The organism is Phocaeicola sp. RTP21198st1_B8_RTP21198_201120, from assembly GCF_040929485.1.
In the GTDB taxonomy this organism is placed as follows: Bacteria; Bacteroidota; Bacteroidia; order Bacteroidales; family Bacteroidaceae; genus Phocaeicola; species Phocaeicola dorei.
Map to the genome: position 1 here is coordinate 1 of NZ_JBCOCI010000004.1, position 21,454 is coordinate 21,454.

The following is a 21,454-nucleotide window of genomic DNA, read 5'->3' on the forward strand; positions in this document are numbered from 1 at the left end:
ATTATCTGCAAATTCAGTAATGAGAGGACGTGTAAACGCAATAAGGACGTTCAAGGGCTTAGTTGCGGATTTGAGGTTAATTAGAAATTAACAGTGTTAAAGCGTACAATCCAAGGAGCTATTGTAGTTGTCAGTTTCAAGTATGCACTTTCATCGTCTATTGTTCCACCATCTTCCGGTATAATTGTCGAGCTGCCGATTTCCTTGAAAGTTCCAATCTTCAATGAATAGATGTTGTTACGCATGATAGCATATTGCATATTGTTTTCGTTTCCTTTGAAATGTTCGATAGGTGCGTAGTAATAACAATATCCATCTGTATAAGTTACCAAATTCTCAGCCTTATAAGCCGGGTAAACAGATTTCAAAGCATCCATTGAACGGAAATACTGATTGGCATATTTATATATGGTACCTACATTAGTACCCTCATTATCCAAGATTTCGCCACGGAATACAATACCTGTTACCACGCCTTTTTGCTGGTGATCCTTTGTTACTGAATTTTCAAGGCAATAAGTCAGGAATGCATCGTTAGATTGTGCAATTTCACCAATTTCAACATCACTTGACTTAGGAAGGTCCTTCAAGAAAGCATTGTTATAAATATCCTGTGAAGTCTGTAATTCACCTACTGTATTGAAGAAATAATCTGTAGCTGTTTTATCTCCATCAGCCCACAATCCGTCTGTTAGTGTCACGCTATTCTTGTCCACTGACTTAGGATCTACCAAATAATCACTATTAGTCAATGTACCAAATGGAGAGATGGTACTCCAATCACTGGTCTTATGTCTTACCGCATAAACGGTTTTTGACAAGTTCACCATAGCATATTTATCCAAATACACAGTCCATGTCTCCTCTGCTGTTGTAGAAGTTCCTTTTTCATAATGGAAAGCACCCGTTCTATCTGTTGCTACAAATACAGGAGCTTCTATTGAAGTCGTTGTTTCATTCTGTTTAACATTACCTTTATATTTATTATCAAGAGTTGACTCCAACTGATATCTGCCCGTTTCGTTTCCACCATTTAGCAAAACCCAAATTTCTGCATTATCAGCGTCAAGTAAAGCCTTGTTCAATTTAGTGATATAAATGTAGCTGGTTTTATCAGCTGTTGTTGTTTTCAACCATCCGTCAGTGGTTACCGTAGGGATAATGGTTACTTTAACCTTTACATTATATTTATTGTCATTATTGTTCGGTGTAAATGTTATCTTGGAAACCACACGCTCCACTCTTATGGCTTGAATGATAGGTTGTGTAGGGTCCTGACTTGTGATATTTACCATTGCCGCTTCACTATTAGCCATCATAAAATGATCTCTTGCCGATGCACCTTTCGTAACAACATCAACAGATGCGTCGTTAGAGCTTCCTGCGGTAATAGAATAATTTGTAACATACTCATATACACCGGCAGCTGTTGCACTTGTTTCTTTTGCCTTATTTGCTATATCTGCACAAGGATTCAAAATAACCAATACATTATAACTACCTGTTTGGTTCAATTGGAAGCTAGGTTCGTAAACGCCACTCGTTACAGTTATATTATCAGCATACTCCACTAATCCTGTCGCTGTATTTCCCTGAACCGGGCTAATGATAATGACAGCATCTTTAATACTACCTTCCGAGGGTGTTCCATTTTCCACATCATCTCCTGTTTCAGCATCGGCAGCACGTCCTGAACCTGTAGAAGTAGAGATACTTAATGTAAGGTTAGCTTTCACCTTTTCTGGTTGTTCAATATTGTTGTTTTCTACAATATCATCGTTTGTACATGCTACCAAAGCGGCGCAAGCAAACATTCCTAATAATAAACCCTTAATCTTCATAATCTTAAGTTTTTCAGTTTATAAATTCTTTATTTTTGTAATTTCTATTCTTGTTCATTGATATTGCAAAGGTAAAGGCCTTTTAAGGTTAGTCTTAATTGGTGTTTTCGGCAAAATAGATTGGCATCTTTGACAAAATGACTTTTGGAGTCTTTTTGAAGGGCATTTTCTTCATCCATGAATGAAACGCCCTATACTTTGCAAGAATCGCCACTTATATTTTTCGTAGCGATAAACAAAAAATACACCGCCATATATGTTTGCATTTTTCAATTTGTTAAATTGTTCAATATTCATCCTTTTGTCTAACTGAACTTCCTGTTACGCTTCCCCCTTTTGATACTCCTTCTGAAGTTGGTGAAGTGCATTTCATTCAAACTCCTTATTTATCTGGTACTTTCTTTCCGTATCGGATAGTCATGGAATATAGCGGCTTCAGAGATTGCGGACAAGTGGGAGAAAATACTAAGAAATTCAGCTTCACGGCTACTACACTACGCCAGATTCAATCCGCACCTACAGTAGAGGTTCTTCAAAGAGATTGGTTCAAATCCAGCAATGAGGTATTTCCTTAAGGAGTCGTTCACAATTATTTCACCTAATATTCCGGTCTGAATTCCACTCATAATGCAGTTCCAAAAAGTAAGTGCAGTTCATGAAGCAAGTAAGTGGCCTTACTTTTTTTCTATAATATGGGTAACTGTCCGGATGAAAAAATAATAAAGATATTTGCGAGTATCTACTTATCAGGTTTAATAAATAGCTATAGCCATAAAATTCAAAATCCGGGAATAGACTCTACTACCCCGGATTTTACCTTGCGCTTTTCACAAAGAACAAGTTTCTTCTAACATCTTTTATTGTACTGTTTGTCTATATGTCTTATTTTCCAAAGATTGCATCATCTTTACGTTTATTGACCATTTCTTCCAAATTGGCACCGACTTCAACAGAACCTTTGGCCTGCGCCTGTTTGAAATAACTTTCGGCAGAGTCGAGATCCCCTTGCAACAGTTTCAGCACGCCTCTGTTGTTCAGCGTCGCACTCGCTTGTGCATCAGCCTTATCCAAATAACGGACTGACTGTTGCAAGTCACCTCGTTGGAGTTCGATAGCGGCAGCGTTTATATTCGCTGTTGGGTCATCAGGGAACATGCGCACTGCCACATCGAACACTTCGTTAAACTCGTTGCTTCCCTTTTCGTATGTCTGAGCAACCAAGAACATTTCCTGCAAGCTCAACTGCTGGGGACGGGTTCTTATAATCTGTTTCGCTTCCTCTACATTGAATCCGCGTACTACATAACGCACTGTGTAATCAGAGTGACGCAAAGCCGGATAGCAATCTTGTAATAACGTGGCATATACTTTTCCACCATCCAAGGCTTTAATGCATCCCTCCTTCACATCATAATCGTTTTCATTCTTATCTATTATAGACAAAATTTCATCTTTCAGCGGTAAAGCATTCTTTGTGACATATTCACGCAATCCAGCCCAGTCTTCGGGCACAGAATTCACTTTGAACAGATCTGCTTTAAAACCATACTCGCTCATTACATAGTTCTTTAACGCTTCAGCACGACCTTGCGCCAGACGCGCATTAGCCGCATATCTGCCCTCAGGAGAGGCATAACCCACGATATCTATTTCAGTAACGGTAGTATTGGCATCATTCTTCACCACATCCACTGTACGCTTGATAGCTGCCAGTTCAGAGGGATTACGACGATAATCAGGATAAATCCTGGTCTGGTTTACCGGAAAATCCAAATAAGCACGGCCTTCTTCAGCACGATTCTTCACAGCCTCGACAGCAGGAGAAACAAATGCCACAGCAGGTTTCACCACATAACGCTCCAAATTGGCACGGGTCACAAAGGCGCTGCTTTCTTCTTTTTGGCAATTGGCACAACCACGGACATCAGCCAACAGTTCCAGTTCAGCACCATTCATCCATTTCTCGTATGGAATACGGGCTGAATAATTTACAGTCTGTTCCGTTCCATTCTTACGACGAAGAATGGTATATGCATCCGACGGAATACTGCGTTCACGCTGTTGCACGATGGAACGGATACGCCCATATACCCAAATAGCAGGCAAAATCCTGTTATAACTGTTATCCTGTGTCTTCAAAACCGGAGTCAGAGTTGCCACACAGTTGGAAGAAAGTTCCATTGCAGTCGGCAACGTGATATCCATTCCTATCATCACCTGTCCATTATCACTAATCAGGATTGACTGGTTGCTGACTTGTACCTGACCACCTGATAATGTCTGTGCACCTACCGGAATAGTCGGAATCAATAATATAAGAAGTATATAACATATAAGTTTCATAATCCGTAATTTTTAGAATATATAAATAAGATTCAGAGCAGCCTTAGTAGGACCCCAATAATTCTTGTTGGATTTCTTCAACATATCTCCACATTCTTCACACTCATATTTCTTATAACGCACATAAGCATAACCCAAGCCGATGGTGGCGCCCAGATTCCAATGACGTCCCAGCACAAACTGATAACCGTAACTGACACCGCCACCATAAAAATGTCCCTTATAACGGAAGTCTTTCAAATCATCGAAAGGAGAAAACGGCAAATCAATACCGGTAGTATTGTATGCTCCTCCCATTAAATGGAAACCGAAGAAATGACCATTGAACTTATCACAAAGCCAATAGCGCAACTCAGGCTGTACCATCACCAGTTTCAGCATTTTATTATCGCTGTATTTCCAGGGATTATAATAAAACGGAATATTCACTGTAAGCTTCTTACTCAACCCTACTTCCACTCCTAAGTTTGGTATGGCGACAGCATCCATCGCCACATTAGTTTTAACAGCCATCTGTCCATACATAAATAAGGAAGAAGCCAACAGACACACCCATGAAAATAAAAATCTTCGTATTACCATATTCTATTCTTTCTAGCTAAGTTATTGTTTACTTCACAAAGGTAAAGGCTATTTTTTTAACAGGATATTGGCAAATTAATCTTTATTAAGAGGTAGTTTCAGCAAAATGCAAAATGAACAAAAAACAATCCTAGTTCCTATTTTCGTCAAAAATAGAACATACATTCAATGAGAAACATTCCAACTATCAAATGGAACACCAACGGAGTTTTCTCCATTCATAGGTGAAACTCCTTTCATCATGATAGAAACGCCCCTTATATAGCCAAACACCCCCTTCTTTCCAACATAGCAGGCATTTTCATCAAAAAGAGGGTGTTTTCATCAAAAAAGCTTGAAAATAATTTGGATACATAAAAGGAATACCTATTTTTGTATCGGATGATAATGGGTCAATCATTCAAATAATCAAAAAACAATAAAAAATTATAGTTCTATGAAGGCAATGCATTTAATAATTGCCATGCTCGTCATGATGAGTTTGGCATCCTGCTCTGCAGATGGTAATGACCCCGTTGAAAACTCTGTTTCAACGTATCTCCTAGAAAAAACGTATGGAGCCAGAAGCGTTACATACAAAGAAAATAATTCTGACAAGTTAAAATTAAGTGAATTACCGGCTATCAGTCTTTCTGAGGCCGACCATATTCTATCTGTCCTACGAAAACATACTGATGCTCAAGAAGAACTTGATATTCGAACTGCTACCAAAGGAGAACAAACATGGCTGAGAATTGTAATGAAGCAAACAATAGATCATAAATATGCTTTCACTATCCAGCTGAATATGAACTGTTACAGTGACGGAAGCTTGTACTATGGCGGATATCAGGCGGAATGTTCTTCTTCTTTGATAAAATGGTATCTTAAAGGTTTTAGCCTGGCTACCGATAATGCCACAAAAAATTATAAATTCGAATCCCAAAGCTATATTTATATGAAAGTAATAGATAACGGAATCAAATATATGCAGATTCCTGTCACTATAAAAGGCAACTATAATCCCCGAAACCATGATGCTGCATTTTCCTACAATTTATGATATATAATGCAATAATCACTTTATAATATATACCATCATTCCCCCCTTGTTTCTAGCTTAGCCTACATACCTTAAAAAAAGCAAGAGACAAGGGGTGCACTTCATTCAAATACAATCGTCTAATAATCAAGGAAAAACAAAACAGTATGAATGAAATACCTACCATCCTTTATTTCCACCGAACCTGTTGATACTAAAAACAGAATATATTCTTATGATTTTTAGTTGGTTATGAAAATATAGTTTGCTATATTTGTAGGAATTCCTAAAATAGATTAAGGAATAATATCAGGCAGATTGTACGTGACCAATTTGATTACAGGGGAATAAAAGTGAAACAATTTATTATAATGAAATCTTTAATAATCACCTTATTATGTAGTTTTTGTCTATCAACTACTAATGCCCAAAGTTATTTCCGCCAGTGTGGTATCCAACTACTTACCAAACAAAACGGATTGAGCAACAATACATTGACTGGAATCTATCAGGATAAAGCCGGCTTTTTATGGTTAGGAACCGATGTTGGACTGAGCCGCTATGACGGAATACATTTTCATAATTACAATTTGATTGATAAAGAGCCACGTGCCTTAGCTCATTTATATGAAACATCAAACAATCTGCTATGGTCCCATATCGCCAATTTAAACCAAATAGCATGTTTTGACAAGATGCGTGGAATCTATATGCCACTTATCTCACCTACCCCTGAGGTATTGAAAGATATACAGGATATATGTGTACTGCAAGACAAATTATATGCCTTGACCTCCAATGTCATAGTAGAGTTAAAGATGGAGAAAAATGCAGATGAAATAAGACTGACCGCCCAACCGCTTATAGATATAAAAACAAAAGTCCTAAAACTTTATAATAACGAAGATATTTTATGCGCACTGACAGTAGAGAATCAAATCTTACTTTATAACGTTTCCGATAAAAGTAGCGAGCATATAAATGGAACCGATCTAGGTATTGTGAAAGCCGACAACATTGAAAAAATACATATATATAATAATAATGTGTGGATCTGTGACCAAACCGAAGGAATCATCTGTTATAATACAAACACTAAAACATCCCGCACACTGAATGACAACAGCCAGTCATCCTTCATTCAAAAAGATATACGCGATATTATCCAGATAGATAAAACCACATTCATTATAGCCACATGGAGTTCACTGTCAGCCATAAGATTTGAAACGGACAACTACCTCCAGTCGCCATTCCACATTATAGACCTGACCCAACATGATTCTTACTATACCCCTATCCTCAAAAACAGAATTACCGACATCCATTTTGACAAATCCAACAATGTGCTTTGGGTAGGAACTTTCGGCAGAGGATTACTGAAACTGAATCTCAAAGGAAACGATATCAACCGTATCCTGTTGAACGATGAAATAAGATATGTGAATGGTATAGCACAAGATGCCGATGGATACATCTGGCTGGTCACCGAAAAAGATGGCATATATAAAAGTATAGAAAATAAGATCTTCCCCAATCTGCGCTTTTCCTTATGGGAGAAAAGTAACAAGAATAATCATTATTGCCTGCACAAAGATCGAAATGGAGGACTATGGTTCGGCGATAACAAAGGAAACATTCTTTGGGTAAATCCTACTACCGGTGAAACAGTGATTCACCAACTACCCCCCGAAACAGCAGACTCTGCTGTAACTGCTGCTATCTTGAAACTATATCTAAACTCACAAAACCATTTATGGATTGCCACCGAAAAAGGAATAATGGTCTATAACCATCAGACACACGAATGTATAGCAGCACAACCTTATACGAAAGAATTCAAAAAAATAACCGCTATATGAGAAGATGGAGATGGAACCATGTGGCTGGGTACTGAAAAAGGGATACACCGTGCCAACTGTAAAGGGAAACAAATAAAATTCACTGGTGGTTATGAAAAGGAAAGAAACCTGACACCCGGAAAAGTATTAGCACTTTATCTGAACAACTATAACCAACTGCTTATCTCGTACACTGATAAAATTATCCAAATAGACGGAAAAGAGAAAACCGTATCCTCTACCATGATCTTGCAAAAGGACTTGCCTAACGGACACATAAGCTGTATGATAGATGATAAGAACGGAAATACCTGGCTAGGAAGCAATGCTGGTTTTATCACACTAAATAACAAGAACAATGCATCATATGCCTATGCATTACCGGAGAGTTATTACGATGTATGTCGGCTGAATGACGGGAAATTACTATGGGCGAACTCTACAGGGTTGCTCTATTTTGAACCGCGCACTTTAAAAGAAAGTTCAAGTAACCGCCAATTCCATATCTCCGATATAGATATTAATTACAATAAAGTAGAAATAGGAGAAAAAATAAACGGACAAGTCATCCTAGACATACCTGCGTACCTGATAGAACATTTATCTTTAGACTACAATAACAACAACTTGATTCTCTATCTAAGTGATTTGAAATACGGAACCTCGCCCAACACAGTGAAATATCGCCTGTTACCCACAGAAGAAAAATGGAATACGAATTATGACGATCATATAAAACTCAGCAATATCACTCCTGGGAAATATGTGCTGGAAATACGCTCGTCTTATCCGTTGGAAGAAAATGAACAAATAACCCGGTTATCCATCAATGTAAATAGATATTGGGCTGCAACCGGATGGGCCATCGCCGCATACATCCTGACTATTATCATTATTTCCTTGTTTACATGGATGTACTTTAACCGGAAATTACAGAAACGGCAAGTTTACAAAGCCAAAGAAGTGAAACTGAAAGAAAAGCTGGAAGAAGAAACAGAAATAAGAAAAGAAGAAGAGAAAAACCACCAATTGCGTGACCAAATCAGATATATGTTGGCACAGGAATTACGCACTCCGTTATCACTCATCACTGCTCCGTTAAAAGAAATGATTACTAATACGACCTTCCCGGAATCATTCCTGCAAAAAGCTAAAATGGCCTATCGGAATTCAATCAGCCTGCAAGACATTTGTAACCAGCTATTGAATATTCATCAGCAAGAAAGTTACAGTCTTAAATTGAATGTGGCCCCCTATCCCGCCAGCGTGATAGCCGACACTGTAGTTCGTGCCTCTCACGAGCTACTGAACGTCAGTCCCATTAACCTGCATTATGACAAAGACAACAAAATAAATACAGAAATATGGATTGACCGGAAAAAGATAACCTTTATTCTAAGTAATATATTATCCAATGCCTATCGGCATATCTCGTATTCCGGTTCCATCCGTTTTACTGTAAACACCAGTATTATCAACGGAAAGGATTTCTGCCTTTTTACTATAGAGGATGACGGGAAAGAAATGATAGAAGAGTCCTCTGTTATCTTCCTTGGATCGGATAATTACAACCCTCCAAGCAACCGGCTACACCCCGAATTAGGCATTGAAATTATGAAAACGACAGTACTCGCCCACCACGGTGATATCCAGATCACTCAAGAAAAAAACAAAGGAACCCGAGTTGTCCTTTATATCCCTCTAGGTAAGCAACATTTGAAAAATGATGAAAACGTATGTTTCATCGAACCCGAAACAATAGCGGAAGATCCAAATAAAGCAATGATTACCGCAGAGGATAAGAGACAACAGGAAATAGCAAACAGCATAACTGCCAAACCTATTGACAACCCCGAAACCAAATACAAACTACTGGTTGTTGAAGACCATGCAGATATCCGCCTCTATCTGAAAGTATTATTCTCTGCTACCTATAATATTATTATGGCGGAAAATGGGGAAGAAGGAGTAAGAATAGCGCGTAAAGAAATACCGAATCTTGTAATAACGGATGTCATGATGCCTATCATGAACGGTTTTGAATGTTGCCGTATCCTAAAAGAAGATCTAAAAACTTGCCATATCCCTATTATTCTACTGACAGCTTTGACAGATGACGAAAATATAGTGAAAGGAATAGAATTAGGAGCTGATGACTATATTCTGAAGCCGTTCAATCCGGAGATTCTCCGCACCAAAGTAAAACGTTTAATAAAAAGCCGGACTGAACTGAAACAGATTTATACCAAACTACTAATGCCTTCCATCACCGTCAACGGCTCGCAAGAAGAAAATACGGAAACAATCATCATAGAAGACCCGTTCATCACACAAATTCTGAATATTGTAAATGAGAACCTGCAAAATCCGGAATTCAATGTGAAAAAACTGGCCGAAATGCTGAATATGAGTCAACCTACCCTTTACAGGAAAGTAAAACAACTCACTAATTTCACTATCATAGAATTAGTAAGAGGAGTCCGGTTAAAACGCTCTGCCGAATTACTGAGAAGCCGCAAATACAATGTTCAGGAGGTAGCCGAAATGGTTGGTTATAATGACATCCCCACTTTCAGAAAGCACTTTGTCGATTTCTATGGCACTACTCCCTCCACATTTAATAGTAAAGAAGATACGGAAGATAAAAAATAATCGTTAACAGCCAAATATTTTTTGAATTAAAAATCGTACCTTTGCAGCCAAATATATAGGTATAGTATGCAAGACATTAGAAACATTGCGATCATCGCCCACGTAGACCACGGAAAAACAACACTGGTGGACAAGATGATGCTGGCGGGACATTTGTTCCGCAACGACCAGACAAATGGTGAACTGGTATTGGATAATAATGACTTGGAACGCGAAAGAGGGATAACTATCCTTTCAAAGAACGTTTCAATTAACTACAAAGGAACAAAAATCAATATTATTGATACTCCGGGACACGCCGACTTCGGTGGCGAAGTAGAACGTGTACTCAATATGGCTGATGGATGTATCTTATTGGTAGATGCATTCGAAGGCCCGATGCCGCAGACACGCTTCGTATTGCAAAAGGCGTTACAGATCGGTTTGAAACCTGTAGTTGTTGTGAACAAGGTGGATAAACCCAACTGCCGTCCGGAAGAAGTATACGAAATGGTATTCGACTTGATGTTCAGCCTGAATGCTACAGAAGATCAGTTGGACTTCCCCGTTATTTATGGTTCTGCCAAAAATAATTGGATGAGTACTGACTGGAAGACCCCAACAGAAAATCTGGTTCCGTTGTTGGATGCTATTATTGAGCACATTCCAGCACCGAAACAGCTAGAGGGAACTCCTCAAATGTTAATCACCTCTTTAGACTATTCAGCATATACAGGTCGTATAGCTGTGGGACGTGTACATCGTGGTACCCTGAAAGAAGGTATGAATATTACACTGGCAAAGCGTGATGGCAGTCTGATAAAGTCTAAAATCAAAGAACTACATACTTTTGAAGGCTTAGGACGTAAAAAGACAGATGCCGTTTCATCGGGAGATATCTGTGCTGTAGTAGGTGTAGAAGGCTTCGAAATTGGTGATACCATCTGCGATTTCGAAAATCCGGAACCATTGCCCCCCATCGCCATTGACGAACCGACCATGAGCATGTTATTCACTATCAACGATTCTCCTTTCTTCGGCAAAGAAGGTAAGTTTGTGACTTCACGCCACATCCAAGATCGCTTGACCAAAGAACTAGATAAGAACCTGGCATTGCGTGTACGCAAAAGCGAACTGGAAGACGGTAAATGGATTGTATCAGGACGTGGTGTACTTCATCTTTCTGTACTGATTGAAACCATGCGCCGCGAAGGATACGAATTACAAGTAGGACAGCCTCAGGTTATTTTCAAAGAAATAGACGGAGTAAAATGCGAACCTATCGAAGAATTAACGATCAGTGTGCCCGAAGAATATTCCAGTAAAATGATCGATATGGTAACCCGCCGTAAGGGTGATTTGGTTTCTATGGAAACACAGGGTGACCGCGTAAACATTGAGTTTGATATGCCTTCGCGCGGTATTATCGGTCTTCGCACCAATGTACTGACTGCATCGGCCGGAGAAGCGATCATGGCCCACCGCTTTAAATGTTACCAACCATACAAAGGTGAGATAGAACGTCGCAGCAACGGTTCTATGATTGCTATGGAAAGCGGAACAGCTTTTGCATACGCTATTGACAAATTACAGGATCGTGGCAAATTTTTCATTTATCCGCAAGACGAAGTATATGCCGGCCAAGTGGTAGGTGAACATGTTCATGAAAACGACTTGGTGATCAATGTAACTAAATCGAAAAAGCTTACCAATATGCGCGCATCAGGTTCTGATGACAAGGCACGCATCATTCCTCCGGTAGTATTCTCGTTGGAAGAAGCATTAGAATACATTAAGGAAGATGAATATGTAGAAGTTACTCCAAAGAGTATGCGTATGCGTAAAGTGATTCTTGACGAAACAGAACGCAAGAGAGCCAACAAAAGCTAATCAATCTACATTGAATATAAAAAAATCCCGAAGGCCATATTACCTTCGGGATTTTTTATCTCTAATCTACAAACTTCACTTTACTAACCTCTCTAGGTTTAGCAGCCGGCATTTCATCGGGATAACCGAAAGCAATCGCATAAAGCAACTCATACCCTTCACTGAATCCCAACTTTTTCATATATTCCGCAGCTGCAGGTGATTTCATGAAACGCACAGGTCCTCCCAAACAACAGGAACCTATTCCCATTGACCAGGCAGACAAAATCATATTCTCACCCAACAAACCACAATCGATCTGTGACATATCATATGCAGGATCGTTAGCAATAAACACTACTGTAGGAGCATTATTGAACATATTCTTAAATCCCGGACGTTCTGCCGCTTTGGGATTTTCTTTTTTGAATATTTCAGTCAAACCATTGATAAATTCCGGATTATCTACTACACGAACCTCCCATGACTGTTTATTCATTCCATTAGGTGCATTGATTCCACATTCTACTATAGTCTGCATCTTTTCACGCTCCACAGCCTCGGGCTTATACTTCCGTATACTACGGCGACTCATAATAGTTTCTACCACAGGGTTTACCTGGCTCACGGAAACACTATCCGCAACAACTTCCTTCTGTCGGGAGCCTTGCGATGTACAGCTGCATAATACGAACATGCCTGCACCAACTAACATTAATCTAAATAATTTCATTTGCTATCATATTTGGTTTGCAACAAATCTAGGCATTTTCAAGCATAAAAAAAAGTGGTTCCTTTATAAGGAACCACTTTTTATATGTTAAATCTGTAAAATTCAAATTACAACTTCGGACCAGCAGCAACCAATTTCTTACCTGCTTCGTTACCAGTAAACTTAGCAAAGTTCTTAATGAAGCGACCAGCCAAATCTTTAGCTTTTTCATCCCACTGAGCAGCGTCAGCATAAGTATCACGAGGATCAAGGATCTTCGGATCAACACCCGGCAATTCTGTAGGAACAACGAAATCGAAGTAAGGAATAACCTTAGTAGGAGCCTTATCAATAGAACCATCCAGAATAGCATCAATGATACCACGAGTATCACGGATAGAGATACGTTTACCAGTACCGTTCCAACCAGTGTTAACCAAGTATGCTTTAGCACCAGTCTTTTCCATCTTCTTAACCAATTCTTCAGCATACTTAGTAGGATGCAATGACAAGAAAGCAGCACCGAAGCAAGCAGAGAATGTCGGAGTCGGTTCAGTGATACCACGTTCTGTACCAGCCAATTTAGCTGTAAATCCAGACAAGAAGTAATACTGAGCCTGTTCAGGATTCAAGATAGATACCGGAGGCAATACACCGAATGCATCAGCTGACAAGAAAATAACTTGTTGAGCGTGAGGACCTTTAGAGATAGGTTTAACAATGTTTTCGATATGATAGATAGGATAAGAAACACGAGTATTTTCTGTTACGCTCTTATCAGCGAAATCAATCTTACCGTTAGCATCAACTGTTACGTTTTCAAGCAAAGCGTCACGTTTGATAGCAGCGTAGATATCGGGTTCGCTTTCCTTATCCAAGTTGATAACTTTAGCATAGCAACCACCTTCGTAGTTGAATACACCTTCGTCATCCCATCCGTGTTCATCGTCACCGATCAACTTACGTTTCGGATCAGTAGACAAAGTAGTCTTACCTGTACCAGACAAACCGAAGAAAATAGCTGAGCTAGTTCCTTCCATATTTGTATTAGCAGAGCAGTGCATAGAAGCGATACCACGAAGCGGGTTCATGTAGTTCATGATAGAGAACATACCTTTCTTCATTTCACCACCGTACCAAGTATTCAGGATAACTTGTTCTTTAGTCTTCAAGTTGAAAACAGTAGCTGTTTCAGAGTTCAAGCCCAGTTCTTTATAGTTGTCAACTTTTGCTTTAGAAGCGTTGAAACATACAAAATCAGGTTCTCCATAAGCTTCCAGTTCTTCAGCAGTAGGACGGATGAACATGTTAGTTACGAAGTGAGCCTGCCAAGCTACTTCCATAATGAAACGTACTTTCATACGAGTTGCAGCGTTAGCACCGCAGAAAGTATCAACAACGAACAAACGCTTGCCGCTCAATTGTTTTACAGCTTTAGCTTTCAAATCAGCCCAAGCTTCTTCTGTACAAGGTTTGTTATCATTTTTATATTCGTCAGAAGTCCACCATACTGAATTTTCAGAAGCTTCATTCTTAACGAAGAATTTATCTTTAGGAGAACGACCTGTGTAAACACCAGTCATTACGTTTACAGCACCCAGTTCAGTAACCTGTCCTTTTTCGAAACCTTCCAATCCCGGTTTAGTTTCTTCAGCGAAAAGCACATCATAAGAAGGATTGTGGAGAACTTCCTTCACGTCGGTAATACCGTACTTGCTTAAATCTAAATTTGCCATTTTTTAATGATTTAATTTGGTTATTGTATAATGTTATTTTTACTCTTTATTTTCTGAGAGAAGATGTTTTTCAACACCCCCTTGTCTAAGGCGCTACAAAATTAGTGCTTTATTTTAAAAAAAAGAAGTTATTAGAGAAAAATTTCCGTAATAATCAAATATTTATATTTGTGTAACAAAAATGCAATTCGTACTTTACAAATCTAGAAATTATTTGTTTCTTTGCAGGTCAAAGTCAACAATATAACAAAAGCATAGATATGAAAATCATCAATCTCAGTGAAGGCAATTCTCTCCTAAACCAATATGTAGCGGAATTGCGCGATATACATGTTCAAAATGACCGTATGCGTTTCCGCAGAAATATTGAAAGAATAGGAGAAATCATGGCATACGAGATGAGTAAAGCACTAACCTATTCCGTAAAGCAAGTACAGACACCCTTGGGAACTGCCACGGCCAGCACACACGATGACAAAATAGTGATTGCAACGGTATTCCGTGCCGGACTGCCGTTGCACACCGGTTTTCTGAACATGTTCGACCATGCCGACAACGCTTTCGTTTCCGCATTCCGTTTTTACAAGGATGACGAGCACCGTATTGTAGATGTGCACATTGAATACATCGCCGCCCCTTCATTGAATGACAGGACCTTGCTTCTCGTTGACCCCATGCTTGCCACCGGTGAAAGCATGGAACTTGCCTGGAAAGCTTTCCTTACCAAAGGCAAACCCGCTAAATTGCAAATGGCCTGTGTCATTGCCAGCCAACAAGGGGTAAAGCATATGGCAGAACTTTTTCCCGGCGATGATGTCACATTATGGTGTGCCGCCATAGACCCTGTCTTGGACGAGCACAAATACATTGTTCCGGGATTGGGGGATGCCGGTGATTTAGCATTCGGCGAGAAACTTTAGGGCTCAAACTATAAAGACAGTTTCACGTGTGTTCGCTTGCACACACTAAAATTCTAAATTAAATGGTTAGTAACCGGCAATTATTCACAGCCTATTACTAACCATTTAATTTTTAAAACAGTTCTGTAGATCTGGTCCCTACAGGGAAGATGAAAAATCTTATTTCACTTCCCAAATATCATTTGTCATCAGTAATTCCTGGAAATTATGATATTTTTTCTTTGCGGCCACTTCTTCAATCTGTGCATTAACAGCGTCATCATAAGTAGGCGCCTCTACATCACGGATCACCCCTAATGCAACCGGAAAATCCGGTCCTTCCATCAATGCCAGTTTCAACTGCAAAGTATTATCCATACAATGAGCATCGTGCACTAAAATATCTTTTTCCGTCACACCATTCTCACCAAGCTTTACCACTTTCAGTCCGAAACCTTCCTGCATCAGCCCGTATTCTTTGTCTACACCAAACAACATCGGTTTACCGTGTTCTAAATAAATGGCATTCTTTGAACGACCTTCTTTCGTATATACTGATTCGTGTGTTCCATCATTAAAAATGACGCAGTTCTGAAGAATTTCACATACAGCCGCACCTTTATGATTGGCAGCAGCTTTCAGAATCTCCACTGTACCAGGACCATCCGTAGCTACCGCACGGGCAAAGAAACGTCCACGCGCACCAAAACATAATTCAGCCGGATGAAACGGATCTTCCACAGTGCCGTAAGGAGATGATTTGCTAACAAATCCACGGGGAGAAGTCGGAGAGTACTGTCCTTTGGTCAAACCATATATACGGTTGTTCAACAAAATCATATTCAAGTCGATATTACGACGAACGGCATGTATAAAGTGATTTCCACCAATAGCCAGCCCATCACCATCCCCTGAAATCTGCCAAACAGTAATCTTTGGATTAGCCACCTTGCAGCCTGTAGAAATAGCTGCCGCACGACCGTGCACAGTCTGCATGGCATATGTATTCATGTAATAAGGCAGGCGGCTGGAACATCCGATACCCGAAATAACGGCAGTATCATGAGGAGCCACTCCCAATTCAGCCATCGCTTTGTGCAGCGAAGCCAAGAAAAAATGGTCACCACAACCCGGACACCAACGAGGTTGTCCCTTTTTGAAATCTTTTGCTGTATATTCGTTCATAGTCTTTACTTTCTTTACGGTTATTATTTATTTAAAATCTCAGTGAAAGCATCAACTAACTCGCTGACTACGAACGGCTGGCCTTTTACCTCATTAAACTGATAAGGAACAAATCCGTCCACTTTCATACGGAGATATCCGGCAAACTGACCAAGATTCTGCTCAGCCACGACTACCTTCTTATATTTCTTCAGCACTTCTGCCGTATTTTGAGGCAGCGGGTTCAAATGAACAAAATGTGCCAAAGCAACCTTCTTGCCTGCATGGTTCATTTCCTCCATTGCTGAATATAAATGACCGTAAGTTCCACCGAAACCCACTATCAACAAATCTGCATCCTCTACGCAGCCTTGCACCTTAACATCAGGCACTGGAATTTTAGCAATCTTCTCGGCACGCAAACGGCACATCAAATTATGGTTTTCAGGCTCGGTAGAAATAGCACCTGTATCACTGTCTTTTTCCAAGCCTCCCAAAATATGCATATAACCTTCCTGTCCCGGCAATGCCCAATAACGGACACCTGTTTCAGTATTACGCTTGTAAGGAGTATAATTATCCTTCATTTCCGGAGTAACATAGGGTGGGTTAATAGCCTGATAGTTTGCCAGATCAGGCAATTTCCATGCGCCGGAACCATTTGCTACAAAACCATCAGTCAGCAACACCACCGGAGTCATGTGTTCCAAGGCAATCTTACAAGCATCATAAGCAGCATCAAAACAATGAGTTGGAGAAGCTGCGGCAATGACCGGCATAGGAGATTCACCGTTACGGCCAAACAAAGCCTGCAATAAATCTGTTTGCTCAGACTTAGTAGGCAAACCAGTAGAAGGACCGCCACGCTGTACATTAATAACCACCAATGGTAATTCTGTAATAACAGCCAGATTCATAGCCTCTGATTTCAGACAAACACCCGGCCCCGAAGTAGAAGTAGCCGCCAACGCACCTGCAAACGAGGCACCGATAGCCGTAGCGCAACCTGAAATTTCATCTTCACATTGAACAGTAGTCACTCCCAATGATTTATGTTTAGAAAGCTCATGTAAAATATCTGTTGCCGGAGTAATGGGATAAGATCCCAAGAACAAACGCAGGCCTGCTTTCTCGGCAGCAGCGATCAAGCCATAAGCCGTAGCCTTGTTTCCGCTGATATCCATATACTTTCCGGGGACTTTAGACTTAGTTTCCACCTTATAAGTATGATCCACAGACGCATGGGTATTGTGGCCATAATCATATCCGGCGTGTATCACTTTAATATTCGCTTCAGCTATTTGCGGCTTCTTTGCAAATTTCTCGCGCAAAAAATTTTCAGCAACCGCCAGGTCACGATTAAACAACCAGCAAACCAATCCCAAAGCAAACATATTACGACATTTCAACATTGACTTGTTGTCCATGCCTGTATCTGCCAGACAGTCTTTCACCATCTGTGAAATAGGAGCAGCAATTACATCCTGCTTAATACCCATTTCTTCAATCGGATTGTCTGTTTTGAAAGCCGCCTTGTCCAGATCTGATTTCTGAAAACAATCTGTATCAATAATGATACAAGCTGTGGACTTCGCAAATTTGTATTGTGTTTTCAATGCAGCGGCATTCATTGCGACCAATACGTCGCATTTGTCACCAGGAGTAAAAACTTTACCCGCACCAATATGCACCTGGAAACCTGACACACCGGTCAACGAACCTTGCGGGGCACGTATATCCGCCGGGTAATCGGGGAATGTACTGATATCATTTCCCACTGTAGCCGAAATATTAGAAAAGATATTTCCGGCCAGCTGCATACCATCGCCTGAGTCGCCTGAGAAACGGACCACCACTTGGTCCAACTCCTTGACTATCATTTCATCTGCCATAACTTATTATTTAGGGTTACAAAATTTCACTGTTTGCAAAGTTCGGAAAGTTCTGTCAAAGGACAAAATATTCCGCTGTCAAACTACGTTTGAATATCAAAATGTACAAAATTAAAGGTTTATTTATTTCCAAGCTAAGAAAAAGTAGAGATAATTACCTGTTTAAAAGCATAAATTTCTATCATTATGACAGCAGCAAAAACGATTCATTTTTACAATTTATTATTTTTATCCATGTTTTATAAACAACATGAAAGTTCATAGCAGAATAATAACATTATTAGATTATAAAAAACAGACAAAAAACAACAAAACAACAAAGAAAGGATTATTTTCTTCCCACTTAAGACATTTTTCGATCTTTCATATTGCCATTTTAACAAAAAGGAGTACCTTTGTAGCCATAAAAGGGCCTTGTAGTTCAACGGATAGAATAGAAGTTTCCTAAACTTTAGATAGGGGTTCGATTCCCCTCGGGGCTACAAAAGCAGTAAACAATTACTATACAATCATTTACTGCTTTTATTTTATCTAGAAATTCTTTAGATTACTTATTTAATCACCCCAAGTTCTTTACCCACTTTAATAAATGCAGCAATTGCCTTATCCAAATGTGCCTTTTCATGACCGGCAGACAATTGGACGCGGATACGTGCCTGCCCTTTCGGAACAACCGGATAATAGAAACCAGTTACATATATGCCTTCTTCCTGCATCTTGGCAGCAAAATCCTGAGACAGTTTCGCATCATAAAGCATCACAGCACAAATCGCGCTCTGAGTTGGTTTGATGTCAAAACCAGCAGCCAGCATCCTGTCACGGAAATAATTCACATTATCCATCAACTTAGTATGCAAGGCATCACTTTCCTTCAACATCTTAAACATTTCCAAGCTAGCACCGATAATGGCAGGAGCTACAGAATTAGAGAATAAATAAGGACGTGAACGCTGGCGCAACATATCAATAATTTCTTTCTTACCGGTGGTAAATCCTCCCATTGCCCCACCAAATGCTTTCCCTAATGTACCAGTAAAAATATCCACACGACCGTATGCTTTAAATTGTTCGGCCACGCCATGCCCTGTAGGACCTACTACACCGGCCGAATGAGATTCATCCACCATTACCAACGCGTCATATTTTTCCGCCAGTTCACAAATCTTATCCAATGGAGCCACATTACCATCCATCGAGAATACACCATCTGTAGCAATAATGCGGTGACGCTGTGCCTGCGCTTCCTGCAAACAACGTTCCAAGTCAGCCATATCAGCATTAGCGTAACGATAGCGTTTTGCCTTACACAAACGTACACCATCTATAATAGATGCATGATTCAACGCATCTGAAATAATAGCGTCTTCTTCTGTAAACAGCGGTTCGAACAAACCACCGTTAGCATCAAAACAAGCAGCATAAAGTATAGTATCTTCTGTTTTAAAATAATCAGAAATGGCAGCTTCCAGCTGTTTGTGTAAATCCTGAGTCCCACAGATAAAGCGTACGGAAGACATACCGAAGCCATGTGTATCCATTGCCTCTTTGGCAGCATTGATCAAACGTTGGTTATCTGACAAACCTAAATAATTGTTGGCACAAAAGTTCAACACATCTTCTCCGTCATTCACCTTGATGTCTGCACGCTGAGGTGTGGTAATGATACGTTCATTTTTATACAATCCGGCTGCCTTAATATCAGCCAGTTCCTTCGCAAGGAACTCCTTCATTTTACCATACATAGCTTTGTTTTTTTATTAAGTATATAGTTTAAGTTTAAAAATCAGTCTGACTTGACAAAGTTCTTATTTTTTTTTGATATCCAATTAAATTATAGAGAAAATTTTGATAAAATATGCAGTTTTCTATCTATCTTTGCTTCCAAAAGGAAACTTAAAGCAAATAGCAAACTATGAAAAATGTATTAATTATCGGCTCCACCGGTCAGATCGGTTCGGAACTAACCATGAAATTGAGAAGTATTTACAATGGTAATATCGTAGCCGGATATATTCCCGGTGCCGAGCCTAAAGGGGAATTAAAAGAATCAGGCCCTTCTGCCATCGTAGATATCACCAATGAACAACAAATTGCCGAAACTGTATCAAAGTACAACATCGACACCATTTACAATCTGGCAGCCTTACTCTCGGCTGTAGCAGAAGCCAAACCTCAACTAGCATGGAAAATAGGCATGGGAGGCCTGTTTAATGTATTGGAAGTAGCACGCGAAATGGGTTGTGCCGTATTTACCCCAAGTTCTATCGGTGTCTTCGGTAACAACACCCCTAAAGACAAGACTCCACAAGACACTATCCGTAATCCGCGTACCATGTATGGCGTTACAAAAGTATCAGGAGAATTACTGAGCGATTATTACCATATCCGTTTTGGTGTAGATACCCGTTCCGTTCGTTTCCCCGGATTAATTTCGTATGTCACACCTCCGGGTGGCGGGACCACTGATTATGCTGTAGACATCTATTATTCGGCTGTAAAAGGTGAAAAATTTGAATGTCCTATCGCAGCCGATACATTCATGGATATGATGTATATGCCTGATGGTTTACGTGCAGCCATTGAAATCATGGAAGCGAATCCCGACAAACTAATTCATCGCAATTCGTTCAACATTGCTTCAATGAGTTTTGATCCGGAAATTATTTATAATAATATAAAGAAGTATATGCCTGACTTCCATATGGAGTACAAAGTAGATCCACTACGTCAAGCTATCGCCGAATCATGGCCGAACTCACTGGACGACACTTGTGCCCGTGAGGAATGGGGATGGAAACCGGAATATGATCTAGACAGTATGACACAGGATATGCTTGCCAAACTAAAAGTACGATTCAATAAATAAACCACTAATATTGAATGTATAAAAATAGCCTTCTCTATCTTTTCCATATAGAATAGA

General features: G+C 39.8%; 12 protein-coding genes, 1 tRNA gene and 1 pseudogene. 6 read left to right on the forward strand and 8 right to left on the reverse strand.

Going from position 1 to position 21,454, the window contains the following annotated elements:
* Nucleotides 1–80: 80 nt before the first annotated feature.
* From AB5935_RS03435 to AB5935_RS03445, 3 genes are all read right to left on the reverse strand, one after another.
* The gene (locus AB5935_RS03435) at nucleotides 81–1,841 is read right to left on the reverse strand and encodes a fimbria major subunit (protein WP_038611979.1); all 1,761 of its coding nucleotides are present in this window, start codon (nucleotides 1,839–1,841) and stop codon (nucleotides 81–83) included.
* Between the two features lie 882 nt (nucleotides 1,842–2,723).
* Entirely contained in the window at nucleotides 2,724–4,184 is a 1,461-nt protein-coding gene (locus AB5935_RS03440) for a DUF3868 domain-containing protein (protein WP_368327326.1), read from the reverse strand.
* 12 nt (nucleotides 4,185–4,196) lie between these two features.
* On the reverse strand, nucleotides 4,197–4,766 hold the full coding sequence (locus AB5935_RS03445) for a DUF3575 domain-containing protein (RefSeq protein ID WP_038611982.1): 570 nt from the start codon (nucleotides 4,764–4,766) through the stop codon (nucleotides 4,197–4,199).
* 436 nt (nucleotides 4,767–5,202) lie between these two features.
* On the opposite strand from AB5935_RS03445, the gene AB5935_RS03450 reads away from it, so the two are divergent.
* The 3 genes and pseudogenes from AB5935_RS03450 to typA all read left to right on the forward strand — a co-directional run bounded on the left by AB5935_RS03450 (nucleotide 5,203) and on the right by typA (nucleotide 12,149).
* The gene (locus tag AB5935_RS03450; protein WP_007833707.1) at nucleotides 5,203–5,808 is read left to right on the forward strand and encodes a DUF5033 domain-containing protein; all 606 of its coding nucleotides are present in this window, start codon (nucleotides 5,203–5,205) and stop codon (nucleotides 5,806–5,808) included.
* A gap of 350 nt (nucleotides 5,809–6,158) precedes the next feature.
* Nucleotides 6,159–10,280, forward strand: a pseudogene (locus AB5935_RS03455) (two-component regulator propeller domain-containing protein).
* 66 nt (nucleotides 10,281–10,346) lie between these two features.
* Nucleotides 10,347–12,149 carry a translational GTPase TypA gene (gene typA, locus AB5935_RS03460; protein ID WP_007841350.1) on the forward strand — a complete coding sequence of 601 codons (1,803 nt, stop codon included), beginning with the start codon at nucleotides 10,347–10,349 and terminating at the stop codon, nucleotides 12,147–12,149.
* A gap of 61 nt (nucleotides 12,150–12,210) precedes the next feature.
* Here typA and AB5935_RS03465 read toward each other — a convergent pair whose 3' ends face one another.
* Nucleotides 12,211–12,861: a nitroreductase family protein gene (locus AB5935_RS03465; protein WP_007833714.1), complete on the reverse strand. Its 651-nt coding sequence runs from the start codon at nucleotides 12,859–12,861 to the stop codon at nucleotides 12,211–12,213.
* Between the two features lie 107 nt (nucleotides 12,862–12,968).
* Nucleotides 12,969–14,576, reverse strand: a complete 1,608-nt coding sequence (pckA, locus tag AB5935_RS03470; protein ID WP_007833719.1) for a phosphoenolpyruvate carboxykinase (ATP) — start codon at nucleotides 14,574–14,576, stop codon at nucleotides 12,969–12,971.
* A gap of 260 nt (nucleotides 14,577–14,836) precedes the next feature.
* On the opposite strand from pckA, the gene upp reads away from it, so the two are divergent.
* The gene (gene upp, locus AB5935_RS03475; protein ID WP_007841352.1) at nucleotides 14,837–15,496 is read left to right on the forward strand and encodes a uracil phosphoribosyltransferase; all 660 of its coding nucleotides are present in this window, start codon (nucleotides 14,837–14,839) and stop codon (nucleotides 15,494–15,496) included.
* A 159-nt stretch (nucleotides 15,497–15,655) separates the two neighbouring features.
* Here the strand turns inward: upp and AB5935_RS03480 are convergent, their stop codons facing one another.
* Together AB5935_RS03480 and AB5935_RS03485 are read right to left on the reverse strand one after the other, a co-directional pair.
* Nucleotides 15,656–16,660: a 2-oxoacid:ferredoxin oxidoreductase subunit beta gene (locus AB5935_RS03480; protein WP_007833723.1), complete on the reverse strand. Its 1,005-nt coding sequence runs from the start codon at nucleotides 16,658–16,660 to the stop codon at nucleotides 15,656–15,658.
* Nucleotides 16,661–16,683: 23 nt separating this feature from the next.
* Complete coding sequence (locus AB5935_RS03485) at nucleotides 16,684–18,531, reverse strand: 2-oxoacid:acceptor oxidoreductase subunit alpha (RefSeq protein ID WP_038611988.1); 1,848 nt, start codon at nucleotides 18,529–18,531, stop codon at nucleotides 16,684–16,686.
* A gap of 410 nt (nucleotides 18,532–18,941) precedes the next feature.
* Here AB5935_RS03485 and AB5935_RS03490 point away from each other — a divergent pair.
* Nucleotides 18,942–19,013: transfer RNA gene (locus tag AB5935_RS03490), tRNA-Arg, on the forward strand.
* Nucleotides 19,014–19,082: 69 nt separating this feature from the next.
* On the opposite strand, the gene kbl is transcribed toward AB5935_RS03490, so the two are convergent.
* A complete protein-coding gene (gene kbl / locus AB5935_RS03495; RefSeq protein ID WP_007833739.1) occupies nucleotides 19,083–20,273 on the reverse strand; it encodes a glycine C-acetyltransferase in 1,191 nt (396 codons plus the stop codon).
* A gap of 170 nt (nucleotides 20,274–20,443) precedes the next feature.
* On the opposite strand from kbl, the gene AB5935_RS03500 reads away from it, so the two are divergent.
* Nucleotides 20,444–21,397: an NAD-dependent epimerase/dehydratase family protein gene (locus AB5935_RS03500; RefSeq protein ID WP_007833742.1), complete on the forward strand. Its 954-nt coding sequence runs from the start codon at nucleotides 20,444–20,446 to the stop codon at nucleotides 21,395–21,397.
* Nucleotides 21,398–21,454: the final 57 nt, after the last annotated feature.